This window comes from Rhodanobacteraceae bacterium (assembly GCA_016713135.1).
Taxonomy (GTDB): Bacteria; Pseudomonadota; Gammaproteobacteria; order Xanthomonadales; family SZUA-5; genus JADKFD01.
This window is the reverse complement of the sequence record JADJPR010000010.1, coordinates 157,984-181,494: the sequence shown is the minus strand read 5'-3', so window position 1 is coordinate 181,494 and position 23,511 is coordinate 157,984. Positions and strand designations below refer to the sequence as shown.

The 23,511-nt window shown below is 69.2% G+C and carries 17 protein-coding genes; 10 read left to right on the top strand and 7 right to left on the bottom strand.

Translation table 11 applies throughout. The features are described 5' to 3' along the window. Positions 1–53: 53 nt before the first annotated feature. Complete coding sequence (locus tag IPK27_10785; protein MBK8068087.1) at positions 54–365, bottom strand: hypothetical protein; 312 nt, start codon at positions 363–365, stop codon at positions 54–56. A gap of 739 nt (positions 366–1,104) precedes the next feature. On the opposite strand from IPK27_10785, the gene IPK27_10780 reads away from it, so the two are divergent. From IPK27_10780 to IPK27_10770, 3 genes are all read left to right on the top strand, one after another. Beyond that, positions 1,105–2,025 (top strand): XdhC family protein, encoded by a 921-nt coding sequence (locus tag IPK27_10780; protein ID MBK8068086.1) that lies wholly within the window; start codon positions 1,105–1,107, stop codon positions 2,023–2,025. Between the two features lie 36 nt (positions 2,026–2,061). Next, positions 2,062–2,616 (top strand): NTP transferase domain-containing protein, encoded by a 555-nt coding sequence (locus IPK27_10775; GenBank protein ID MBK8068085.1) that lies wholly within the window; start codon positions 2,062–2,064, stop codon positions 2,614–2,616. Positions 2,617–2,992: 376 nt separating this feature from the next. Next, a complete protein-coding gene (locus IPK27_10770; GenBank protein ID MBK8068084.1) occupies positions 2,993–3,235 on the top strand; it encodes a hypothetical protein in 243 nt (80 codons plus the stop codon). 71 nt (positions 3,236–3,306) lie between these two features. Here the strand turns inward: IPK27_10770 and IPK27_10765 are convergent, their stop codons facing one another. Then, positions 3,307–3,573, bottom strand: a complete 267-nt coding sequence (locus IPK27_10765; protein ID MBK8068083.1) for a hypothetical protein — start codon at positions 3,571–3,573, stop codon at positions 3,307–3,309. A 164-nt stretch (positions 3,574–3,737) separates the two neighbouring features. On the opposite strand from IPK27_10765, the gene IPK27_10760 reads away from it, so the two are divergent. Next, positions 3,738–6,125, top strand: coding sequence for a hypothetical protein (locus IPK27_10760; protein MBK8068082.1), 2,388 nt, complete (start codon positions 3,738–3,740; stop codon positions 6,123–6,125). Positions 6,126–6,223: 98 nt separating this feature from the next. Here the strand turns inward: IPK27_10760 and IPK27_10755 are convergent, their stop codons facing one another. Both IPK27_10755 and IPK27_10750 read right to left on the bottom strand, forming a co-directional pair. Next, positions 6,224–6,922 carry a DNA alkylation repair protein gene (locus tag IPK27_10755; protein ID MBK8068081.1) on the bottom strand — a complete coding sequence of 233 codons (699 nt, stop codon included), beginning with the start codon at positions 6,920–6,922 and terminating at the stop codon, positions 6,224–6,226. A gap of 150 nt (positions 6,923–7,072) precedes the next feature. Then, positions 7,073–9,190, bottom strand: coding sequence for an arachidonate 15-lipoxygenase (locus IPK27_10750; GenBank protein MBK8068080.1), 2,118 nt, complete (start codon positions 9,188–9,190; stop codon positions 7,073–7,075). Positions 9,191–9,339: 149 nt separating this feature from the next. On the opposite strand from IPK27_10750, the gene IPK27_10745 reads away from it, so the two are divergent. Next, positions 9,340–12,336, top strand: a complete 2,997-nt coding sequence (locus IPK27_10745; protein MBK8068079.1) for a diguanylate cyclase — start codon at positions 9,340–9,342, stop codon at positions 12,334–12,336. A 19-nt stretch (positions 12,337–12,355) separates the two neighbouring features. On the opposite strand, the gene IPK27_10740 is transcribed toward IPK27_10745, so the two are convergent. Both IPK27_10740 and acnD read right to left on the bottom strand, forming a co-directional pair. Further along, positions 12,356–13,009 (bottom strand): lysoplasmalogenase, encoded by a 654-nt coding sequence (locus tag IPK27_10740; protein ID MBK8068078.1) that lies wholly within the window; start codon positions 13,007–13,009, stop codon positions 12,356–12,358. A gap of 133 nt (positions 13,010–13,142) precedes the next feature. After that, positions 13,143–15,731 (bottom strand): Fe/S-dependent 2-methylisocitrate dehydratase AcnD, encoded by a 2,589-nt coding sequence (gene acnD, locus IPK27_10735; GenBank protein MBK8068077.1) that lies wholly within the window; start codon positions 15,729–15,731, stop codon positions 13,143–13,145. 140 nt (positions 15,732–15,871) lie between these two features. On the opposite strand from acnD, the gene IPK27_10730 reads away from it, so the two are divergent. The 5 genes from IPK27_10730 to IPK27_10710 all read left to right on the top strand — a co-directional run bounded on the left by IPK27_10730 (position 15,872) and on the right by IPK27_10710 (position 21,230). Continuing rightward, on the top strand, positions 15,872–16,438 hold the full coding sequence (locus tag IPK27_10730; protein MBK8068076.1) for a hypothetical protein: 567 nt from the start codon (positions 15,872–15,874) through the stop codon (positions 16,436–16,438). Between the two features lie 11 nt (positions 16,439–16,449). Further along, positions 16,450–17,160: a hypothetical protein gene (locus IPK27_10725; GenBank protein ID MBK8068075.1), complete on the top strand. Its 711-nt coding sequence runs from the start codon at positions 16,450–16,452 to the stop codon at positions 17,158–17,160. Next, positions 17,157–18,614 (top strand): hypothetical protein, encoded by a 1,458-nt coding sequence (locus IPK27_10720; GenBank protein MBK8068074.1) that lies wholly within the window; start codon positions 17,157–17,159, stop codon positions 18,612–18,614. The genes IPK27_10725 and IPK27_10720 overlap by 4 nt, the downstream gene beginning before the upstream one ends. Before the next feature lie 379 nt (positions 18,615–18,993). Beyond that, positions 18,994–20,925, top strand: coding sequence for a hypothetical protein (locus IPK27_10715; protein ID MBK8068073.1), 1,932 nt, complete (start codon positions 18,994–18,996; stop codon positions 20,923–20,925). 5 nt (positions 20,926–20,930) lie between these two features. Next, positions 20,931–21,230 carry a hypothetical protein gene (locus IPK27_10710; GenBank protein ID MBK8068072.1) on the top strand — a complete coding sequence of 100 codons (300 nt, stop codon included), beginning with the start codon at positions 20,931–20,933 and terminating at the stop codon, positions 21,228–21,230. On the opposite strand, the gene IPK27_10705 is transcribed toward IPK27_10710, so the two are convergent. Beyond that, positions 21,197–23,212, bottom strand: coding sequence for a tetratricopeptide repeat protein (locus IPK27_10705; protein ID MBK8068071.1), 2,016 nt, complete (start codon positions 23,210–23,212; stop codon positions 21,197–21,199). The genes IPK27_10710 and IPK27_10705 overlap by 34 nt on opposite strands. Positions 23,213–23,511: the final 299 nt, after the last annotated feature.

Here is a 23,511-nt window from a genome sequence, read left to right as displayed (position 1 = left end):
AGAGCCGCGATGCGGCACTCCGGCCTACGCGAGCCAAGCTCCTCGCGATCCGATCACCAACGATCCTGCCGGTCATGCTTCTGCCGGGCGATGGCGCGGCTGTTGCGATCCTGCTTGACCTCCAGGCGGATCTTCTCGCGGCGCGTGACCACGCCATCGGCCAGCGCGCGATCCTCGACATTGTCGATATGTTGCTGGCGCGCTTCCAGGCGATTGGCTTCGCGCTGTGTCAGCTCGCCGGTGGCGATGCCCTGGTCGATGCGCGCTTCCTGGTTCTCCTGCCGGGCGTCGACGCGCGGGGTGCCGGCGTGGGCGCTCGCGGCTGCCAACAGCGTCAGGGCCATTACCAAGTAGTGGGTCTTCATTGGGGTCCTCGTGGACTCGGGCAGGATTGCCCGGCTTGCTGACCTTTAACGCGCGGGGAGGGGGGCGGTTGACCGTAGGATTGCCAACGGGTTGGCAGTTGGCCGGTGCCCGCGATGGTCGCTGACGCTTGGCGCTGTTGTGAGAGTCCCGGTCGCCCGTGGCGGTGCGCTTGTTCGCGCGTCGAACTGGAGGGCACGAGGCCACGAGGGCACGAGGGCACGCAAGAGCCGGTTCGGTGCGAAGGAGCGCCTTTGCGTGCCCTCGTGCCCTCCGAATTTACCTTATCTAAGTCAATGCTTTGCGACATGTTCGGTGAGAGTCCCGGTCGCCCCTGCCGGTGCGCTTATTCGCGCATCGAACTTCTTCGCGACCCGCGCCACTCTTCTTGTCCGCAAAGGACGCAAAGAACGCAAAGGAAGCGAAAGCGGTTTCCGCTCTTCTTTGCGTCCTTCGCGTCCTTTGCGGACAAACTGCTCTTCAGATCAATGAGTTATCGGATGTTCGGTGAGAGCGGGCTCCGCCCGCGATCTTTGCTCTCCGCCTTCTCGCTCTCGTGGGAGCGGGCTCCGCCCGCGATCTTTGCTCTTCGCCTTCCCGCTCTCGCGGGAGCGGGCTCCGCCCGCGATCTTCGCTCTCCGCCTTCTCGCTCTCGTGGGAGCGGGCTCCGCCCGCGATCTTTGCTCTTCGCCTTGCTCCTCGCGCGGCCGCTATGCTCGGCGGCAGTCCTGCGGAGCCTCCGTGCACAGCTATCCCCGCCAGCACACGCTGCGTCATTTGCTCGAAGCCTGGGCGGCGCGCCCACGGGCGGCGACCGTGGCCCTGGTGATCGCCACCCAGGGATCCAGCTATCGCAAGGCCGGCGCCCTGGCGTTGATCGATGCGGACGGCCTCGTCGCCGGTTGCATCAGCGGCGGGTGCCTGGAAGCGGAACTGGTCGTTGATGCGCAGGTCGCACTCGCGAGCGGAGACTGCCAGCGCCGGCAGTACGACACCCGCGGCGACGACGACCGCTGGTTCGGCTCGCAGAGTGGCTGCCGTGGCGCGTCCGAAGTACTGCTGTGGCCCGCGCCCGCGCCGCACCCCCTGCTGACCGCGCTGGCAGCGGCGGATGCGCAGCACCGCAGCCTGTGGGTCGACTGCACCGGCGTGCGTCCGCTGATCCATGAGCATGCAGCCGAGCAGTGGGTGCGCATCCCGCCGCCACCACGCGTGCTGCTGCTCGGCGGTGGCCCGGAAGCCCCGCCGCTGCTCGCACTCGCACGCACGCTCGGCTGGCGCGTCGATGTGATCGAGCATCGCTTGCGCTACCACGCCGATGGCCGCCTCGCGGCTGCGGATCGATGCATCGAATCCCGCCCCGCCGAGGCCCTGGCCCGGCTCGAAATCGATTGTTATGACGCGGCGCTGTGCGCCACCCACCTGTTCGACGAGGACAAGCGCTGCCTGGAACTGCTGGCGGGGTCGTCCCTGCCCTTGGTCGGTCTGCTCGGCCCCCCGGCGCGACGCGACGAATTGCTCGCGGAACTGGACGACGCGACCCGCGGGCAGCTGGGATCACGGCTACAGGCGCCCGTTGGGCTGCCGCTGGGCGCACATGGACCGGAGGCGGTGGCAATGGCGATCGCCGCCAGGCTGACCCAGCAGTTCGCGCATGGCTGAGCTGACGCACGCGGCACTGCTGCTCGCGGCCGGCGCATCGCGACGCCTGGGCCAGCCGAAGCAACTGGTGCAGATCGCCGGCGTGCCCTGATCCGGCACCTCGCCCTGGAGGCTCTGGCCAGCGAGCCGAGCGAGTTGCTGGTGACGCTGGGCGCCGAAGCCGACCGCTGCCGCGACGCCCTCTGCGGCCTGCCGTTGCGCTGCCTGGTGGTCCCGGACTGGGCCTCGGGCATGGGCGCCAGCCTGGCCGCCGGCGCCGGCGCCGCGGCACCCGGTGGTCTGTTGGTCCTGGGCGTGGACCAGCCCGCGCTGAGAGCCGACCACCTGCGCCAGCTGCTGTCGCGCTGGCGTATCGACCCCGGCCATCCCGTCGCCAGCGGATATGCCGGCATTGCAGGTGTACCGGCGGTATTCCCCGCCGCCTGGCGCGCGTCGCTGGCCAGCCTGAACGGCGACCAGGGTGCCCGCCGTCTGCTGCGGGACTGCCGTGAATGCCAGGTGGTGGACGCACCGGAGCTGGCATTCGATCTCGATCAGCCGGACGATCTGGTCCGCTGGCTCGAGGGCCCTGAGCGCGCGAGGACTGCGTGAGGCGAGCGTCGGCCCGGCCGGCGCCAGCGTTCTCACGTAGACCGGTTGTCGCCGGGGGCGCCATCAAGCACCGGTGAAAGCTCGTCGATTCAATCGGTTAGAGCACGTCATTCAAGAACAGACGCTGTCGGCGATCTCTTTCCCGCGGCCGACGGGAAGAAGTCGCGGGCAGGAGGAATCGGGAAGCCGCGTGCGGGTCGTCGCGATCCGGCGTTTCCGGTCCTGGCTTGAATGGAGTCGACCGATGGCCTTGCTGGGTTACCTGTTCCTCTGCGCTCTGCTCATCACCGGCAGTCCCTGGGCCATGGCGGCTGGCGCAGACCCCGCCGACTCACGCAGCGGAGGCGCGACAGCCCCGGCCGGGAAGGAGAAAGAGGTGAACGAAGACGAGTTGGTGATCGTCCACGTGCCCGCGCTGGTCGCGGTACTCGCTTACCTCGAGAACGAGAAGGGCTCGCCACTGACGGAAGCGGAAGTGCTCTCGGCCACCGATGAGGCCAATGCCATGGTGATGCCGAAGTCTGCGCAGCGCGCCATCGAGAAATCGCGCGGTTACACCGACATCGATTCCGAAAACGCCTGGGAAGAGTGGCTGGCGTTCAAGGAAACCCGCGAGTAGGCCGCATTCCGCACAACAGAAAAAAGCCGCTTTCGCGGCTTTTGCTGGATCGACAGGGGCGTTTTGATTGGCTATGCCGCCTTGCGCACCGCGCACGGACACGCAGACGCCAGGAGGGCGTCCTCGAAATAGCCGACGCGCGGGCAGTGGGCGAACAGTTCGTGCACGCGCAGGCAGGCGCCCTGCCCCGCCTTGCCGGTGTGGGTACGGCAGTCGTAGCCGGTGTCGACCGCGAGCACATGGCCGACAAAATGGGCGCAGTGGTTTTGGGCGGGATCTGCAAAGCCGTTCGCGCAGAACTGGCTGATGGCGTGGCCCAGGGTGGATTCCAGCTTCATCGCGGCCTTGCTCCGGTGCGCCTGGGGCAATCCTGACGCGAACGGCTGGCGATCGCCAGCGTCCGCGTGGATCCGTGCGCTTGTCCGTTCCCGGCCGTTATTGCGTTCCCGAGGATCAGGAGGAACCGATGCTCACGCCTTGCCTTTGCCTGTGGACTTTGTTCATGACGACCGAATTGCCCTTTCCGGATGCGCCCCGCCTGCAGGCGGATGATCTGCCGCTGCGCGTGGCCACGGCCGAGGAGATTGCCGCGGTCCGCGGCCGGCTCAAGCACACCCAGATGGTCTACAACCTGGAGCAGGCGGAGCGGGTGCTGATCCACGACGGGGACCTCACGGTTCGTGGCCATTTCGACAACGGCGACATCGTGGTGGTGCGCGGATCGCTGCGCGTGCAGGGCATGTACGACGACTACGTCGGCGGCCCGGGCGTGCTGGTGGTGGAAGGCGACATGGATGCAGCGCAGGTGTACAGCTGGGGCGCACTGTGGGTGGGCGGCCGATTGCGCGTGCCCGGCGTGCTGATGGCGGTCTACAACGACTACACCTTCGAAGTGCGCGGCCCGGTGGACACTCGGCTGCTGCTGATCTCCGACAAGAGCAGCGACTATCCGGCAGGCGATATCGCGCTTGCGCTGACCGATGACGCCAGCGACGGGCAGCGCGCGCTGGCCCTGCGCCACCTGTTGCCCGAGGCCTACACCGCGCCGGAGCACCTGGACGCCGCGGCGGACGCCGAGCTGTGGGAGCTGCGGGTGGACGAGGGCTGGCTGCGCGCGCGCATGCGCAGCGGCGAGCCCGTGTTCCGCGAGCAGCCGGGGCCCGAGGGTCTGGCCGGGAAGGCCTTGCGCGCGCTGGCCACCGAGGTCACGCAGGCCGAACAGTTGGAGCTGCTGCAGGAGGATCCGCTGCTGGCGCAGCTGATCGCCTCGGTGCCGGGTCGGCCGGCGGCGGTGATGGCGGCGCTGGCGCAGCTGGGCGATGGCCAGGTGGACCGTTGGCTGGGGCGACACGCGCCAGAGCGCATGGCCGCGCGCGATCCACTGACGCTGTCGCCCGCGTTGCAGCGCAGCCTGGCGGAGAATCCCCAGACCCCGGAGGCGATGGTCGCGGCGCTGGCCGCCGCGCAGGACGCCGAGGTGCGCCTGCGGGTGGCCTCTCGCGAGCAGTTGGCCGACGCGGTGCTGGAGCGCTTGCAGGACGATCCGGACCCTGGCGTGCGCGAGCGCCTGTGGCGGCTGCATGGCTGGGAAACCGGATTCGGCTGGGAACCCGGCGCCGAGGCGATCGACGCGCGCCTGCGGGATGCAGTGGCGGAGGTTCGCGAGGCGATGGTCTACACCCCGCTGGACACCGCGCAGATCGAGACGCTGTGGCCGCAGCTGAGCACGGACGGACAGCGCACGTTGGCCGACCAGATACTCGACCAGGCGCTGGGTGCGGCACCGGGCAAGCTGACCGTCTCGCAGCACGATGCGCTGGCGATGCGCTGGCTGGCGATCGAGGTGAAAGGCGGCGGGGCCCGTGCCCAGGCAATGGCGGGCATCCGCACCGCCGCATGGCTGAGCCTGGACCCGCGTGCGCACGCCACGCGCCTGGCCGCGGAACTGGACGCCGCGCTCGACGATATCGCGGCGCGCCGGCCGCCGCGGCTGGATCTGCTGCGGATTGCGCAGCACACGCGCAGCGCGCCGGTGCTGCAACTGCTGGCCGGCCGGCTCACGGTGCCGCAGATGGAACCGCTGGCGGAGTCGCTGGCGAAAAACCCGCTGCTGCCGGTGAACCTGCAGCGCCTGCTGGTCCGCCGCGCCGCCGACTGGATCCGCGCCGAGCGCCAGGCGGCCTCGCGCGCGAGTGCGCGGGAAATCGCCGAGCGGATCGTGCAGATGCGCGAGAGCCCGGCCGGCACCCTGGACACGCTGCTGCAGAACGATGCGCTGGCCGCGGCAGCCATCGAGGACACGCTGGCGCTGATCCTGGAGATCGGCATCCGGCCGGACGATGGCTCGTTCCAGAACAGCTTCTTCCACTTGCGCATCTTGCCGCCCACGGTGATCGCGCAACTGGACCAGCGCCTGGGCTTCAGCTCGGACTGGGCTCTGACCCTGATGCTGCAGGCGCACGCCAACCGCGCGCAGCTGACGCGCGCGCTCGCCCGCTGGTACGACGATGACGCGCAATTGCAGGCCGACCTGGCCGCAACCGCCGGCCTGCCGGAAGGCGAATTCTGGCTGGCACTGGCGAAATCGTCGTCGCCCAGGCTGCGCGAGGCCGCACTGCACCCGCACAGCACTGCGCAGGCCGTGCAATGGCTGATCGACCACCCCGACCCGGCGCTCGGCCACCAGGCGCAATTCCACCCGGCGAGTCCGCTCGCCGGCAAGCTGGCGATCCTGGCCACGCTGGGCGCCGGGGACTGGGACACGGACGCCATTTCGCTGCCCGCGGACACCTGGGCCGCGCTGGCCCGCAGCGCGCCGCAGCGCGCGCAGCGACGGGTGGCGCTGATGCGCGCAGCGCGCGCCGCAGCCCGCCTGCACGACAGTGAGTAGGGCGGGAGAGCCAGGGTGGACCGACGGTTACCAGAAAGACCCGCGGCGCGCGATCCGGAAGCGCGCGGCTTGGCGGTGCGAGCGACCAAAGGGTAGCGTCACCGGCGAACCGGTTTGCGCTCCACGCGCTCGATGACCTTGGGGTGGCGCAGCTCACGCAAGGCGTCCTTGCCGATCCAGCGCGCCGGCGTTTCGGTGCGCGCGGCGCAACGCTGCGCGAGTTCCACGGCTGCGGCGTGCAGCACGGCGTTGCGCTTGCCGATGGAGCGCAATGCCCAGTTGACCGCCTTCTTGACGTAAATGCGGTTGTCGCCGGCCGCCGCGTCGATCAGCGGGAGCCGCTGCAGAAACGCGCCGTCGGGCGCGCGCTTGTCGTGCACGGTCAGGCTGGCGAGCAGCGCGAAGGCCGCGCGCCGCACGAACTCTTCCTCGCGGCACGCCCAGGCATCGACCATCTCCCAGGCCGCCGGAGTGCGATCGAACAAGGCGAAACAGGCGGTATCGCAGACCCCCCAGTTGTCGAAGCCGGCCGCCCACGCCTGCATCTGCGCGACGTCCACCTGCCCCGGATCGTCGACCAGCGCCGCCAGCAGGCGCGCCTCGTAGAAGCCCTCCTGCCAGAGCGCGAGCGCCAGGTCATGACGCTTGCGCAAGGGCCGGGCGATCGCCTTCAGGTCCACCATCGACACGCCGATGGCACGCTCGGTTGGGATGCCGAAGCGCTTCAGGCCCTCGCGGTAGGTGGGGCTGGCATGCAATTGCAGGTCGGCCAGTACGGCTGCGAGATCAGTCGTCATCATGCGTCCCCGGCAGGAGAAGGCAGGCACCCGCCCGTGGACCAGCACAGGCGAGGCCTGGTGGACCCGTCAGCGCGCGCGGCGCGCCACCGCAGCGATTGCGATGCGCGCCCCACGCGGTTTCCGACGGCAACTGCTCCCGTCTCCAGCTCAGATGCTGATGCTGTTCGGGATCATCGACGGCACCTGGTAGAGATAGGGCACCGGGCGCGCGGCGTTGCGCTTGCGGATCTCGATCTCGATCAGTGCCAGTTCGCTCTGGAACTCGGCCACCAGCGGCTGCACCCGCGGATCGGTGAAGTACGGGTCGCGCGGGTTGTGCTCGTAGTGGCCGAAGGTGTCATACTGGACCCCGCTCAGCAGGTACTCGAAGGAGAAGGTGTACAGCGCCACGTCCAGCGGCGGGTACCATTTCACACAATCCTCCACCGAGGCGATCTGCGTGCTGCGGGTGGGCGGCGGGCTGTAGATGGTGCCGGCCACACTGGGCATGTAGGACATCAGCGGGTATTGCGCGTAGTTGACCGAGGCGTGCTGCGGGCCGGCCAGGTAAACGATGTGCGCGACCATGTCGATCAGGTAGTCGAGGCTGCGCAGGCTGACGCTGCCGTCGTCGCCGTAGCTGAGTCCGCCGAGGCCCTTGAAGCCGCAATACAGCGGCGAGACCAGTTCGCGCACCCAGCCCTGCAGTTCCTCGTCCGCGGCAACGTCCGCATCGCTGGCGTAGTAGACCCGCAGGTAGCCAGAGACGAAATTGCGCGTGGCGGCCCACAGCAGACGCGTGTCGTCGCGGAAGGGGAACACCGGCAACTGGTCGACCCCGCGGACCTCGAACACGCGCGCCGGGCTGTTCTCGTCCCAGCGCCAGGCGCGGTGCGCGCTGGCGACCAGATCGCGGGTGCATTCGATGGCCGGACCAACGTTGGTGGCGACCACACCACCCGGCACGATCAGGCTGTGGATGGCGTCGTCGTTGATGTTGATGGTGAAGCGGAAGTGCGGGATGAACAGCTTGAGCAGCGGGTGCTGGGTGGAGAGCTGGCGGTGCGCGGCCACGATCACCGGCTCGACCGTCAGGTGGCAGTCGCCCAGGTGCGCCACGGCCTCGTGCTGGATCGCGCTGACCACATTGACCAGGTACTTGGCGATGCGCCACTTGAGCAGCTTCGGATCGTTGCCGCCGGCGCTGTCGTTGGGGGTGTAGACCGGCGCGGCTTCCGGATCGTGCTGCTGCGCCAACTGGATGCACACCGGCTGCATCGCGCCAGCGCCGGGCGGATAGCCGGGCGGCGGGGTCGGGTTCCAGTAGAACACTGCGATCGGCGCGCACATGTAGCGCTGCTCGCCGTGCAGCGGGGTGGCATAGGCGCCGGCCAGCATCGAGTAATCGCAGACATACAGGCGATTGGCGGCAATCGCGCCATCCAGCGTCAGCGAACGGTCGCCGGTGACCGACTGCAGGATCGCATCGGTCAGCGGCAGCTTGGCCTGGAGCTCCGCCAGCGCGATGGCCTGGCTGCCGGGGGTGGCGCTGGCCACCACGCCGCGCAACTGGGTGGTGTTGAAACCGGCGATCTGCAGCCAGCCCAGGAACCAGTCCTGCAGGCAGGGCTTGTCGTCCGAGGTCATCCAGGGCTGCCGCGGCAGGGTCAGCATCAGCGGCTTGTCGATCGAATCGAACAGCATTTCGTAGTCGGCGATCGACTGCGCCTGCAGGTAATCGCGGCCAGGGTCGTGGTCGAGCAGGTCGAACAACGAGGACTTGAGGAACTCGGTGGGGCCGGTCTTGACCATCTGCTCGATCAGCGTCTTCAGGCCGGTGGCCATGCGCTCCAGGTCCTTCGGCAGGTTCATCATGCCTTCGAGTGCCTTCGGCAGCGCCGCCAGAGCTTCGAGGAAGGCCTTGAACTCTTTGATGTCGCGGATCGGGTGCAGCAGGCTGAAGCCGTCCTCCAGCTTGGCGTAGGCCTCCTCGACCGCCTTGACCGCGTCGGTCGGCAGGTCGCTTTCCAGCTCCCGGCGCAGCAGCAACATCACCACGTCGGTGAAGTTCTTCAGCATCACGTGCAGCACCTTCAGCACCTGGGCCTCGAAGTCCAGGCTGAACTTCTCGCCGTCCGGCAGATCGGCCGACATCGGCACGCCTTCCAGGTAGCTGCGCATGTAGTTGTATTCGGTGCGCGCCAGCGAGAGCTGGAACTGGCGCTGATCGCGCTCGGCGGGCGTGGCGTGCTGCGGCAGGCTGGGCAGGCTGACGGTCGACGGCATGGCGCTTCCTTGGGCAGTGGGCGGCGGAGTCCGGAGCGGAATCCGGGTTGCATTGCTACACGAATTTCACGGCGCGGGCGAGAAGGCGGCAAGGCTATGCTGGCGCCATCGGCAGCGGCGTGAGATGGGCACTCGGTGGGATCGATCGCATGAGGGCGTGGGCCGGGCTGATCGCGGGCGTCTGGAGCCTGGCGTCGGCGGCAGTCACGCCGCTGGACGTGACCGATCAGGGCGCGCCGCAGTTCACCGCCTACACCTCGCAGGACGGGCTGTCGGACGAGATCTGGAGCGCGGTGGACGTGGATGCACGCGGCTTCGTCTGGGCCGGCTCCGCCTCGCAGCTCGTGCGTTTCGACGGATACGGCTGGACCCTGTGGCCGACCCCCTGGGCGCACAGCCTGGTGCGCGACATGGAGCGCGACGCCAATGGCACCCTGTGGACGATCTTCGAGCGCGAGGGCTTGGCGCGCCTGGACGGCGACGACTGGGTGCCGGTGGCGGATCCGGGTGGCTTCCTGTTCTTCTTCAACCACGCGCTGGATCCGCGGGGAAACTCGCAGACACAACTGGCGCACGGAGCAGGCATCTGGGTGCGCCGTGCGCACGGCTGGACGCTGGACCTGGCCGCGAAAGGCGTCCCGGGAGCGCCGCCGCAACAAATCGAATACACCCGATCCTTGTTCGGCGGCCCGCGCCAGTGGCTGGGCACCGACCGCGGCCTCGCCTGGCGCCCGATGGTCGACGGCAAGCCGCAGGGAGAATGGCAAGCCTTCGAGGATCCGCTGCTGGCCGATTTCGGCTTCGTCCGGCTGCTGGCGACCACCGAGGGCGGGCGCGAGGAACTCTGGGCGCTGGGCTTCGGCGCCGGCCTCTTGCGCATCCGCGACGACGGCACCCGCGCCTGGCGCGCGCGCACCGGCGAGCTGCCCACCGAGTCGGTCTACAGCATGCGCGTCACCCGCGGGCCATCCGGCGAGCGCTGGCTGTGGGTGGCCTCACGCGCCGGGTTGCTGCGCCTGCGCGGCGACGAGGTACAGGTCTTCGACCGCCGCCACGGCCTGCCTTCCGACGCGGTCCGCAACATCGAAGTGCAGCGCGGAGCAGACGGACCGGACATCCTGTGGCTGGCCACCGAGGGTGGGCTGGCACGCGCGGTGCTGGGACGCAGCCAGTGGCGCACCGTCTCGCTGCTCGGGCAACGCGAGAACGGCATTATCGGGCTGATGCTGGAACCCGACGGGCGCGGCGGCGAGCGCCTGTGGGTGGGCTCGATGAAGGAAGGGCTGCGGCTGCTCGAACAGGGACGATGGCGCAGCTTCACGGTCGCCGACGGCAGCAGTCCGAGCGACGGCATCCGCCACATCCTGCGCCTGCCGGGCAGGGATGGCCGCCCCTGGCGTCTGCTGACCACGGACGATGGCGGCGTCCACGAGATCCGCGAGGACTTGAGCTTCCAGCGGCTGCCGGGCCCGTGGGAGGCGGTACCCGGCAACCTGGTCTACAGCGTGATCGCGCGCGAGCACGAGGGCGAGATCGAGTACTGGTTTGCGACCGCGCGCTCGGGGCTGCACCGGCTGCGCGACGGCCGCTACACCAGCTTCCAGCCCTTCGGCGATCGACCCGTCGCCCCGGTGATCCAGCTCAGCGAGCAGATCGACGCGCAGGGCCGCTCGTGGTTGTGGGCCGCCAGCGGCGCCGGGCTGCTGCGTTTCGGCAACCAGCACTGGAGCCTGCTGCCTGCCAGCACCGGACTGCCGGATGATGGGTATCGCGCCGCCACCCTGCTGCAATCGGACGGACGCACCGTGCTGTGGGCCGGCAGCAACCGGCATGGCGTGGTGCGCCTGGACGTCGGCGACCCGAGCGCGCCGCGCCTGGTCGAGTCGCCGCCGCTGCCGAGCGCGCCGGACCCGACGATCTACACCATCTTGCCGGACAGCCAGGGGCGCATCTACATCTGCACCAACAATGGCGTGCAGCAACTGGTACCCGAGGGCAGCGGCTGGTCCGAGCGCGTGTTCCGCCGGCGCGACGGTATCGTGCATGACGAGTGCAACACCAACTCCCAGTTGGTCGACTCGGTGGACCGCTACTGGGTAGGCACGCTTGGCGGGCTCAGCGTCTACGATCCGCGCATCGAGGTATCGCCTTCTGCGGCCGGCGCAAAGCCGCTTTACCTGACCCAGGTGCGCATCGACGGCCAGCCGGCGCGGGTTGCGGACGGTCGCCTGGACGTGCCAGCCGGCGCACGTGAACTGCAGCTGCGCTACAGCCTGCTGGCGCAGCAGCGCGAGACCGAAACGCGCTACCGCACGCAACTGGTGGGCTACGACACGACGCCGGGCGACTGGAGTGGCGAGCGCGTGCGCAGTTTCACCGGCCTGCCACCGGGCGCCTACGAATTCCACGTCGAGGCGCGCGACTTCGCGGGCAAGGCGACCAGCGGCGTGCTGCTCGCATTCGAGGTGCACCCGCACTGGTGGCAACGCCTGCCGGTCCAGGGGTTCGGACTGCTGCTGGCGCCACTGTTGCTGGTGCTGGGTGTGATGCTGTACAACCGCAACCTGCGCCAGCGCCAGGCGCTGCTCAAGCAGCAGGTGGAGGCGCGCACCGGAGAGCTGGCGGAGGCCAACCGGCGCCTGACCGAGTTGTCCTACCAGGATCCGCTGACCGGCGTGTGCAACCGCCGGCGCCTGACCGAAGCCTTGGACGGCGCGCTCGCGCGCTCGCTGGAGAAGCGCCTGCCGCTGGGTGTGATCGTGATCGACGTCGATTACTTCAAGGCCTACAACGACCGCCATGGCCACCTCGCTGGGGATGCCGCGCTGCGCGCGGTGGCCCAGGCGCTGGAGAGCGCCTGTCGTCAGCAGGATCTGGTGGCGCGCTACGGCGGCGAGGAGTTCGCCTGCCTGCTGGTGGATGCCGACAGCGCGACCACGCAGGCAATGGCCGAGCGCATGCGCACCGTGGTCGAGGCTCTGCCGGCGCGTGTACTGGGCAATGCGCAGCAGACGGTCACGATCAGCGCCGGCGTGTGGAGCGGGTGCGCCACCGCGAGCGACACTCCCGCGGACTTGCTGGCGCGCGCCGACGCGGCACTGTTCGAAGCCAAGCGCAGCGGGCGCAACCGGGTGTGCGTCGCCTGAGGATGCAGCGCAACGCGAATCAGGCGCGCGCGACCGATCGCGCGATCAGCCATTGCGCCGCCCAGTAGGTGGACAGGACCAGGAAGCGCTGGCCATCGAAGGGCTCGCCGAAACGGCCGATCGCAATCATGCTGTCCGAGGCCATGAACAGCGCACCGCCGACCGCGGCCAGCGCGGTCATGCGATCGCGCCGCGCCCACCAGATCGCCGCCGCCTGTGCCGCCATGCTGCCGAGCGCGACCACGTAGACCACCACCGGGATGCGCATTGGCGCCGGGATGCCCGGCCACAGCCAGGCGAGGATGCCGACGGCAACGATGGCGTAGGCGACGAAAGGCGTCGCGCGCGCCAGGAAACGCTCGCGCTGGCCGAAGGCAACGAGGTACGCCAGGTGCGCCAGCAGGAAACCGACCAGTCCGTGCAGGAACCAGTCGCCCGGCAGCATCAGGAACACATCGCCCACCGTCGACAGCAGCAGCCCGACCACCACCCAGCGGCGGTAACCCGCTTCCGTCGCCGGCAGCGACAGCGCCATCGCGGCGCACAACAGGGTCGTCGCCGGCTTGGCGATCCAGTGCACCCAGGGACTGCCGAAGTAATGCGCGCCAATCGCCGCCGCGCTGCCGATGACGATCAGCAGGGTCCAGAGCGAAACCGGGATTCGGGTGGGCATGGGTCAGGCTCCGTGACGTCGCGGCTAGGCCACGCAATGGTAGCCCGGTGTGCGCGCGCAGCGCGTTCACCGGGTGCTTGCGGCAAGTACCCGGTGAGCGGCTTCGCCGCACACCGGGCTACGCGAAAGATGCTTAGGCCGCCGCCAGGAAATCCTGCGCAAAGCGCTGCAGCACGCCGCCGGCTTCGTAGATCAAGACTTCCTCGGCGGTGTCGAGGCGGCACAGCACCGGCACTTCGACGACCTCGCCGCTGCGGCGGTGGATGACCAGCGTCAGCGTCGCGCGCGGGGTGCGTTCGCCGCGGACATCGAAGGTCTCGGTACCGTCCAGCCCCAGCGTCAGGCGCGTGGTGCCGGGCTGGAATTCCAGCGGCAGCACGCCCATGCCGATCAGGTTGGTGCGGTGGATGCGCTCGAAGCTCTCGGCAACGATGGCCTCGACGCCGGCCAGGCGCACGCCCTTGGCGGCCCAGTCGCGCGAGCTGCCCTGGCCGTAGTCGGCGCCGGCGATGATGATCAGCGGCTGGCCGCGCGCCATGTAGGTCTCGATCGCCTCCCACATGCGCATCACCTGCCCTTCCGGCTCCACCCGCGCCAGCGAACCGGCGCGCACGCTGCCATCGTCCTTGCGCACCATCTCGTTCTTCAGCGTCGGGTTGGCGAACGTCGCGCGCTGCGCGGTCAGGTGGTCGCCGCGGTGGGTGGCATAGGAATTGAAGTCCTCTTCCGGCAGGCCCATCTTCGCGAGGTACTCGCCAGCGGCGCTGTCGAGCAGGATCGCGTTCGACGGCGACAGGTGATCGGTGGTGATGTTGTCCGGCAGGATCGCCAGCGGGCGCATGCCGCTCAGCGTGCGCGGCTTGGCCAGCGCGCCTTCCCAGTACGGCGGGCGGCGGATGTAGGTGCTCATCGGGCGCCAGTCGTACAGCGGGCTGACCTTCTCGCCGGCGTCCACCGCGAGCTTGAACATCGGCTCGTAGACCGCGCGGAACTGCTCGGGCTTGACCGCCGAGCGCACGATGGCGTCGATCTCCTCATCCGAAGGCCACAGATCCTTCAGCAGCACCGGCGTGCCGTCGGCGCACTGGCCGAGCGCGTCCTTCTCGATGTCGAAGCGGATGGTGCCGGCGATGGCGTAGGCGACCACCAGCGGCGGCGAGGCGAGGAAGGCCTGCTTGGCGTAGGGGTGGATGCGGCCGTCGAAGTTGCGGTTGCCCGACAGCACCGCGGTGGCGTACAGGTCGCGGTCGATGATCTCCTGCTGGATCTTCGGGTCGAGCGCGCCCGACATGCCGTTGCAGGTGGTGCAGGCGAAGGCGACGATGCCGAAGCCGAGCGCTTCGAGGTCGTCCTTGAGGCCGGCTTCCTCCAGGTACAGCGCGACCGCCTTGGAGCCCGGCGCCAGCGAGGACTTGACCCAGGGCTTGCGCACCAGGCCCGCGTTGCGCGCGTTGCGCGCCAGCAGGCCGGCGGCGATCACGTTGCGCGGGTTGGAGGTGTTGGTGCAGGAGGTGATCGCGGCGATGATCACCGCGCCATCGGGCATCTGCCCCGGTGTCTCGGTCCAGGCCTTGGCGATGCCTTTTGCAGCGAGATCGGTGGTGGCGACGCGGGCATGCGGGTTGGACGGGCCGGCCATGGTGCGCACCACCGTCGACAAATCGAAGTGCAGCGTGCGCTCGTATTGCGCGCCTGCCAGCGCATCGGCCCACAGGCCGGCGGTCTTCGCGTAGGTCTCCACCAGCGCCACCTGCGCGTCGCTGCGGCCGGTCAGGCGCAGGTAGTCCAGGGTGTTCTGGTCGATGAAGAACATCGCCGCGGTGGCGCCGTACTCGGGCGCCATGTTGGAGATCGTCGCGCGGTCACCGAGGGTCAGCGCCGCAGCACCAGGCCCGCGGAATTCCAGGTAGGCGCCGACCACCTTCTGCTTGCGCAGGAACTCGGTCAGCGAGAGCACGATGTCGGTCGCGGTGATGCCGGGCTGCGGCTTGCCGCTGAGTTCCACGCCGATGATGTCCGGCAGGCGCATCCACGAGGCGCGCCCGAGCATCACGTTCTCCGCTTCCAGGCCGCCGACGCCGATGGCGATCACGCCGAGCGCGTCGACATGCGGCGTGTGGCTGTCGGTGCCGACGCAGGTGTCCGGGTAGGCCACGCCGTCCTGCACGCCGATCACCGGGCTCATCCGCTCCAGGTTGATCTGGTGCATGATCCCGTTGCCCGGCGGGATCACATCGACGTTGCGGAAGGCCTGCTTGGTCCAGTCGATGAAGTGGAAACGGTCCTCGTTGCGGCGGTCCTCGATCGCGCGGTTCTTGGCGAAGGCGTCCGGGTCAAAGCCGCCGCATTCGACCGCCAGCGAGTGGTCGACGATCAGCTGCACCGGCACCACCGGGTTTACCTGCGCCGGATCGCCGCCCTGGTCGGCGATCGCATCGCGCAGGCCAGCCAGGTCAACCAGCGCGGTCTGGCCGAGGATGTCGTGGCACACGACGCGCGCCGGGAACCAGGGGAAATCGAGGTCGCGCCGGCGCTCGACCAGCTGGCGCAGCGAGTCGTCCAGCGTGGCCGGATCGCAACGCCGCACCAGGTTCTCGGCGAGCACGCGCGAGGTGTACGGCAGGCCGTCCCAGGCGCCGGGCGCCAGCGCGTCGACCGCCGCACGGGCGTCGAAGTAGTCGAGGGCGGTGCCGGCAAGCGGCTTGCGGTGGGCGGTGTTCATGGCGTGGATCCGTCAGGCGCGCAGAGGCCGCGGATGATAGTCGGCAGTGGCAAGGGATGTTGCTGGACCATCGGACGACGCGATTGCCGGACGCGGCGCGCATTGGCTAGTCTGCGGGGCAAACTGCAACGGAGCGCAACATGGCGCGCAGCCTGCAATTCCGGATCGGCGAGAGCGTGCTCGCCTACGAGCTCGAGTCCAAGGTCGACAAGAAGGCGCTGTACGGCTACGCCCGACGTATCGCGGAGAAGGACGGCAAGGCGCTGAGCCGCGGCATGCTGCTGGCGGACGGGCGACTGCTGCCTTCCGGCGCGGTCAGCTCGGTGCGCGCGGATCCGGAGGGCTCGCCGGTCGATCCGGTCGAGATCACCGTCGACGGCCAGCCGGTGGAACTCAAGCCCAGTTCCTTCGACGTCGAATCGCCGCTGGAACCGGTGCCGATGTCGCGCCTGGCCGAATTCCAGGTCAGCGACACCTATCCGCTGAGCGGCAGCGGCCTGGCGCCCGGGCTCTACCGCACCGAGTTCAACTATCGCAAGAGCCCGCAGTCCAAGGACGCGCTGGTGCTGGTGCGCGCCGATCACGCCTTCCTGCTGGTCGGCGTGGCCAAGCGCTCGACCTTCCTCGACCTCTCGGTGGCCTACGACTTCTTCGATGCCGAAGCCGAGGCGGACGATGCCGATGAACTCGACTTCTCGATGATCTGAGGCGCGCACCGATGGCCCTGACCTTGCACCTCGAATTTGCCGGCCGCAGTGCGCGGGTGGCCCTGCATGGCCTGCCGCAGGATCGCCCGCGGCCGGCGCTGCACAACGTGACCTGCGTGGGCGAAGTCACCAGCCAGCGCTTGATCAGCGGCATCCGGCGCAAACCGCCGGCGCTGTCCTTCGACGCGCTGGTCGCTGGCGATCCGGAGCTGGACCTGGAGTTGGCCGGCAGCCCGATCGAGGCCGACAGCACCAGCCCGGCGTGGTTCGACCCGGACGCCGCCGAGCCGCGCCCGATCGGCGATTTCGCCGATGTCGACGTGGTCTACGACGCGCAGGGCCAGGAGAAGGCGCGCCGCCCACACCTGGTGCGCCACAGCAATTTGAACGAGCTGCATCCGGTGCGCCTGGGCAAGCGCCTGCCGATGGCGGACGCGCTGGGCGCCTTTGCCTTCAAGCAGATGCTGCAAGTGGCGCACGTGGACGGTCTGACCTTCGAGTTCCTGCGCGATCTCGCGCGCGACCTCGCGCAGAAGGGCGAGGTGGCCGTGCTCGGCGCCGGCCCCAAGGGCAATCTGCCGCTGGTGATCCGCGAAGCCGGCACCGCCTACCGCGCCTTCCTGCACGGAGAGGTGGACGGCGAGCGCTACAAGCTCCTGCTGTTGTTGTCCGACCAGGAACTGAAACTGCCGGATGTGCCGGTGGTGGAGAACGGGCCATGATCGACCGCAGCAAACTGGCCATGCGCGGCCGCTACGGCATCGCCACCGGTGGCGCGGTGACCGACCATGTGCTGATGGCGATCGCCACCGAGTTCGAGAACACGGTGATGCGCAAGATCGCTGCGCTGTCGCCGGCCGAACTGGCGCAGCGCTTCGCCGGCAACGATCCGGTGCTGGTGGCGCACAAGTACGACGGCGAGGGCGTGTTCGTCTACTGGGAGCAGGGCCAGGACGCCTTCGCCTTCTCTGCCCCCGGCGGGCGCGTGCGCATCGGCCTGCCGGCGCTCGACGCGCTGGCGGCGCGCCTGGCCGCAGCCGGCGTGCGCCGCACCTTGCTACGCTGCGAGCTCTACCTCGACACCGGCGGCGCAGAGGGCGGACGGCGCTCGGGCGTGGCCGAGGTGATCCGCCTGTCCTTCAACGGCAAGGACGCCGATCTGGCGCGACTGAAGCTTGCGCTGCTCGATGCGGTGATGGTCGACGGCCGCGATTTGCGCAGCCAGCAGGCGGACTTCGCCCAGACCCTGGCCTGGCTGCGCCAGGTCGGCGGCACCGACGAATCCCAGCCGGTGCACGCCCAGGCGGCGGAAACCGCGCTGGAGCGCGAGGTGCCGCAACTGTTCGCCACCGCTGTGGAATCCGGTGGCGAGGGCGTGGTGGTGCGGCGCCTGAACCGTGCGGAGACCTTCAAGGTCAAGCCGCATCGCACGGTCGATGCGCTGATCATGGGCTTCGTCGAGGGCGAGTTCGAGGGCCAGTACGGCGTCACCTCGCTGCTGACCGGCTTGGTCTATCCCGGCGCCGGGCCCGAGGCCTTCGTGCAGACCTTCGTGCGCGTGGGCTCGGGGCTGACCGATGCCGAGCGCATCGCCCTGCTCGACCGCCTGCGCCCGCTGAAGGTGGACGCACCGCTGCCGATGACCGATTCCTCCGGTCGCGCGGTGCAGTTCGTGCGCCCGAAGCTGATCGCCGAGGTGCACGGCGAGGACCTGGTGGTCTCCGAAGGCGGGCGCGAGCAGCGCACCCAGATGATCGAATGGGACGAGGGCGCCGGCGCCTGGCGCTTCCTCGGCCTCACGCCCTGCCCGCGGCTGACCTTCGCGCGCTTCGAGTGCCTGCGCGAGGACAAGGAGTGGAAGAGCGGCGGCGCGCGCATCGAGCAGGTGGGCGCCAACGGCGACCGCCCGGCGCCGGCCAGCAGCACCCAGGAAACCCGCATCGTGCGCCGCGAGGTCTATGCCAAGGGCGAGATGCTGCGCAAGCTGGTGCTGGTGCACAAGGCCGGCGACCTGCCCTTCCCCTGGCTGGTGTACTGGACCGACTACTCGGCCAAGCGCGCCGAACCGCTCAAGGTCACCCTCGACGTGGCCGCCAGCGAAGCGCGGGCCCAGGCGCTGGCCGAGCAGTTGCTGCAGGAGAACCTGACCAAGGGCTTCGTGCGCGTGGGTGGCTGAGGCGGGCCGCGTCCGTTGCCAGCCCCGCCTCGCGCCGGGTTGACATCGTGTGGCGAGGAAGCAACTGCCCTGGTCCGATAAGGACCCATCGAAGCCAACGGCGATCCCTGTCATCGGCTGTTGTCGCTTTCCTTTGCGTCCTTTGCGTCCTTTGCGTCCTTTGCGGACAAATGCTCCTTGGTCGGCGCGCTGAAAACCCCAGCCTTGGCGGCCGTGATCCGGACGATGCGTGCGACTCGCTCCCGGGGCCGTTGCCGGGGCGCTCCGTGGGCTTCGTCAGGATCTCTCCAGCTTTCTTCCGGGTGCTTTCAGGATCTGCAGAGCCCGTTGACCCAGGCTCCCTGGGCCGCAATCACGCGGCGCACTGGAGCAGTCCCCGATGCGCAGACACGCCCGACGTGGGTGGTGGTGCTGGTTCTGGATGTTGGCTTGCGTTGCACAGCCCCTGGCATCCCAGGTCCTGAGCACGGCTTTCAGCTACCAGGGTGTGCTGGAGTTTCAGGGCCAACCGGCGAACGGCAGCTACGACCTGCAGTTCACGCCCTATGCCACGGCCAACGGCACCAACGCCTTGTTGCCGGCGCTCACGGTGCAGGATGTCGCGGTCACCGCCGGGCAGTTCCAGGCCAGCATCGACTTCGGCGCGGCGCTGTTCCTCGGGGACCAGGTCTTCCTGCAGATTGGCGTCCGGCCAGGCGCCAGCACCGGCACCTTCCAGACCTTGCTGCCGCGGGTGGCGGTGCAGGCCACGCCCTACGCACTGAAGGTCCGTGCCGGGTCGGTCACTGACATCGAACTTGCGCCGGCGAGCGTGACCACCGCGGCACTCGCGGACAACGCTGTGACCATGGGCAAGATCGCCGATGGCGCGGTTGGTTTCGAACAACTCGCCTCCGGCAGCGTGGGTTCGTTGCAGATTTCCAATGGCGGCGTGGCTGCAGCCGACCTGGCGCCGGGCGCGGTGACCGCGCCGGCCATCCAGGACGGCCAGGTGAGCGGCAGCAAGCTGGCGGACTCGGCGGTGGCCGGCAGCAAACTGGCCGATGGCGCCGTCTCCAGCGCCAAGCTTGCGGCCTCGGCGGTCGCCACCGACCGCATCGCCGACGCCGCAGTCAGCCGGGAGAAACTCGCACCGGGTGCCGTGGGCCTGGCCCAGATCGACATCAGCGCAGTTCAAGCGCGCTTCACCCGATCCTGCCCGGTCGGCCATTCGGTGCGCGGGGTGGGCAGCGACGGCGCGCCGATCTGCAATGCCATCGACCACGTGGCGGATTTCAGCGGCGATGTCGGCAGTTACCCGTCGATCGAGATCGCGCCGGACGGGCGGGCGCTGGTCAGCTACTTCGACGCCAGTAACACCGCCCTGAAGCTGCACGACTGCCACGACATCCCGTGCACCAGTGGCGAAAGCCGTGTGCTGGACGATGCCGGCGATGTGGGCCGCTACAGCGAGATGGCGATCCGCGCGGACTTCAGCGTGGTGATTGCCTACAGCGACGCCAACGCCGGCCTGAAGCTATACGTCTGCGGCGACACCCGCTGCACCAGCGGCGTCGCAAGGGCGCTGGACCCGACACCCTCCGCCGGCCGCTGGCCCTCGATCAAATTCCGCACCGACGGCCGGCCGTTGATCGCGCACTACGCCGCCACCGGCGGTGACCTGCGGGTGTACGACTGCAACGACGCCGACTGCACCTCCGGCACCGCGCGCGTGCTCGACAGCGCCGGCGACGTGGGCAACTACCCCAGCCTGCTGATCCAGGGCGCGCAGGTCCTGATCAGTTACCACGACACCACGAACGGCGACCTCAAGCTTTACACGTGTGCCAATACGGCCTGCAGCACCGGCGCCAGCCGGGTGCTGGACAACAGCGCCGGGACCATCGGCCGCTACACCAACCTGTTGCGAATCACCGACGCCTTCCCCACCGTGCTCTACCAGGATGCCAGCCAGGGACGGGTCAAAGCCTATGGATGCAGCAATTTCGATTGCAGCGCAGGCGTCGTGCGGACCATCTCCACCCCTGCAGGCGTGCATGCAGGCACCCACTTGCGCGCACGCAACAACTACTTCGCACCGACCTTCGTCTACCTCGATCCCAATGCGCAGCGGGTGCGCCTGGTGAACTGCGTGGACGCTGCCTGTGCCGGGGACGTGGGCAACCACAATCAGGTGGCTTTCAACATTGCCACGGACGTGTCGGTGCTCGGGCTCGCGGTGGCAGTCACTGCGCTCAGCCACATCGCCATCTACGATCGTAGTGCCGGCCTCTTGCGTCTGCGCCGTTGTGGCGACTTTGGCTGCGAGTGAACGTCATGAAGAAAGCCGGTATTTGGTGGCTGCTCCTGGCCCTTGTGCTGTGGTTGACGATTGCGACACCTGCCGCCGATGCGCAATCGGGCGGCGACTACCGGATCACCCGCGGCCTCATCGCCGGCGGCGGCGGCGAGGCCGGCAACACGGACTACCGAGTCGGCGTCAGTGTGGGGCAGGCGCTTGCCGGCACGTTGAGCGGTGGGGACTACACCCTGCGCGGCGGCTACTGGCAGCCGCTGCCCGGCGCGCCGGCGGGCGAGGCAATCTATGCCGACGGCTTCGAGACGCGCCAGCGCTGACCGACCAGAAGGCCGCCCAGCAGGCCAAACAGCACGCCAACGACCGGGCTCCACCATGGCAGCCTGCCCGCGGCGGCGGACGGAGTTCCCACAAGGTCACCCGTCGATGCTGGCGCCTGCCCGATGCGCAACTGCCACTGGTAGGCCGCGGCCCAGTCGGCGCGCGCGCCGGCCAGCGCCATGCGCGCGGGCACCAACAAGGCGCCGATCCGTGCGTCCTGATGGCGCGCGGCAACAATGGCCAGGCGCTCCAGTTCCTCGCCGGCCGACTGCAACTGCCCCTGGGCGATGCGCACCCAGATGTCCAGTTGCCGCCACTGCGCATCGAGCTCCCATTGGGTGGTGTCGCCGAGGCGCTGGCGCGCGTCTGTCAGCAAGCCGCGCGCGGCGATCCACTCGCCCCGGCGCAAGGCGAAGTCCGCTCGCGCAATGGCAACCGCGGCCTGCGCCGAATCGCTCTGCAGGGCCAGGGCTTCGGTTGCCGCGTGGCCGAGTTCGCGCGCGGCCAACGCCGGATCCTCCAGCAACCAGTGCAGCCGGGCAAGGGCGATCCGGGTGTCCACCCTCAGGGTACTCGGCTTGCCGTCGGGATCGGCCGCCAGCACCGCCTGGTAGTGCACGATGGCCTCGCGCGAGTCGCCGCTGGCGGCCACCGCGCTTGCCAGGTTGTACAGCACCACGTCCAGCAAATGGGTTCCGCCGCTCTCGCGGTACCAGTCGAGCGCGCGCTGGAATGCCGCGCGCGCGCCAACGGGATCGCCCATGCGCAGCGCGACCCGACCCAGCCGCTGGCTGGCGCTGGCCGCCGACTGCGCCAGCCCGTGCTCCTGCGCCAGCGTCATCGCGGACTCGAAGGCCGGGCGCGGATCGCCCTCGCCGGAGGCCAGTTGCACGTCGCCCCTGAGGATCAACGCCTCCACCCGATCAGCCTGTGCGCCATCGGCCTCGGCGGCACGCGCATAAGCCTCCACCGCATCGCGCGCCGCGTCGAGACGACCGCTTTCCAGCAGCAGGTTGGACAGGTTGCGATGGCTGCCGAGCACGCCGGCCTGGTCGCCGACGGCCTGGCGCAGGGCCAGCGACTGGCGGTACATCTCCAGCGCGCGCTCCGGATTGTCGCCGGTCTCGGCCAGCAGCACGCCCAGGTTGTTCAGCACATTCGCTTCCTCGCGCTGGTCGCCGGCCTCGCGGAAGGCCGGGAGCGCGCGCAGGTAATCGGCCTCCGCCTGCGGGAAATTGCCCGCACGGTAGGCCAGGATGCCGTCGAACTTGTCGGCCAGGCCGCGCAGGCGTGCATCCGCAGCGCCGCGGCGGCGCAACTCTGCGGTGCCCTGGCGCGCGAATCCCGGGTCGCTTGCCAACGCGTCCTTGATCGCCTTGACCAGGGCTGCCTCGTCCAGCTTTGCCAAGCTCGATTGCACATCGGGCGCGAGGGCAACCGTCGCGGGTGGCAGCGCGGGCGCGTCGGGCTGGCCAGGCTGCGACCAGCGGATCAGGCCCGCCAGCATCACCAGCGCCACCAGGCTCGCGAGCGCGACCATCTCAACACGGATCCGCCGGCGCGTGGCTGGCGCTGCCGCTGACGCCTCCCCGGCGGGCGCGTCGGCGGGCGCGGATGCCGCCACCGGAAGGTTCTCGCCTCGCACCAGAGCCGGGACCGCAACGGCCGCCTGGGTCAGCTGGTAGCCGCGCCGGTAGCGGGTTTCGATCATCTCGCCGCCGTGCGCCTCGCGCAGCAGCTTGCGCAGATTGCTCAGGGTCTTGTGCAGGGCGGCATCCGTGACATAGCGCCCGCCCCACACGCGCTCGATCAACTCATCCTTCGAGACGATGGCTGGAAAGGCGCGGATCAGGCAGATCAGCACCTCGACCTGCTGGGTGTCGGCCGCCAGCCGCTCGCCGGCGGGCTCGAGCAACAGCCGCCGCCCGGCGACATCCACGCGCACCGGCCCGATCAGGAAATCGCAGTCCGAGGGGTTCATGCCTGTTGCTGACTCGCCGACCGACGCCGGAGGGCACCCATGCTTGCTGCGCGTGTCATTCGCATCCGCTGTACGCCATCGCCCGGGACATGAGAATAGCAATCGTCACCACCTGTCCCCCGACTGGACCGGCACCCCGGGCCGCCCTTGTCTCGGCACAGAGGACGCAAGGAACACTCAGGAAACGGTTGTCCTGCGGGATTCGCCCTCCTTGGCGTTCTTTCGCTTTACCTTTGCTTGCTTTGCGTCCAACGAGCTTCAACCATTGACTCGCGACCCGGTCTGGTACCCAGTGAGTT

Coding starts and splice junctions, on each gene's coding strand:
- IPK27_10715 (MBK8068073.1), top strand. CDS start 18,994: ATGCGCAGACACGCCCGACGTGGGTGGTGGTGCTGGTTCTGGATGTTG.
- IPK27_10730 (MBK8068076.1), top strand. CDS start 15,872: ATGGCGCGCAGCCTGCAATTCCGGATCGGCGAGAGCGTGCTCGCCTAC.
- IPK27_10725 (MBK8068075.1), top strand. CDS start 16,450: ATGGCCCTGACCTTGCACCTCGAATTTGCCGGCCGCAGTGCGCGGGTG.
- acnD (MBK8068077.1), bottom strand. CDS start 15,731: ATGAACACCGCCCACCGCAAGCCGCTTGCCGGCACCGCCCTCGACTAC.
- IPK27_10720 (MBK8068074.1), top strand. CDS start 17,157: ATGATCGACCGCAGCAAACTGGCCATGCGCGGCCGCTACGGCATCGCC.
- IPK27_10750 (MBK8068080.1), bottom strand. CDS start 9,190: ATGCCGTCGACCGTCAGCCTGCCCAGCCTGCCGCAGCACGCCACGCCC.
- IPK27_10765 (MBK8068083.1), bottom strand. CDS start 3,573: ATGAAGCTGGAATCCACCCTGGGCCACGCCATCAGCCAGTTCTGCGCG.
- IPK27_10760 (MBK8068082.1), top strand. CDS start 3,738: ATGACGACCGAATTGCCCTTTCCGGATGCGCCCCGCCTGCAGGCGGAT.
- IPK27_10745 (MBK8068079.1), top strand. CDS start 9,340: ATGAGGGCGTGGGCCGGGCTGATCGCGGGCGTCTGGAGCCTGGCGTCG.
- IPK27_10755 (MBK8068081.1), bottom strand. CDS start 6,922: ATGACGACTGATCTCGCAGCCGTACTGGCCGACCTGCAATTGCATGCC.
- IPK27_10785 (MBK8068087.1), bottom strand. CDS start 365: ATGAAGACCCACTACTTGGTAATGGCCCTGACGCTGTTGGCAGCCGCG.
- IPK27_10710 (MBK8068072.1), top strand. CDS start 20,931: ATGAAGAAAGCCGGTATTTGGTGGCTGCTCCTGGCCCTTGTGCTGTGG.
- IPK27_10705 (MBK8068071.1), bottom strand. CDS start 23,212: ATGAACCCCTCGGACTGCGATTTCCTGATCGGGCCGGTGCGCGTGGAT.
- IPK27_10740 (MBK8068078.1), bottom strand. CDS start 13,009: ATGCCCACCCGAATCCCGGTTTCGCTCTGGACCCTGCTGATCGTCATC.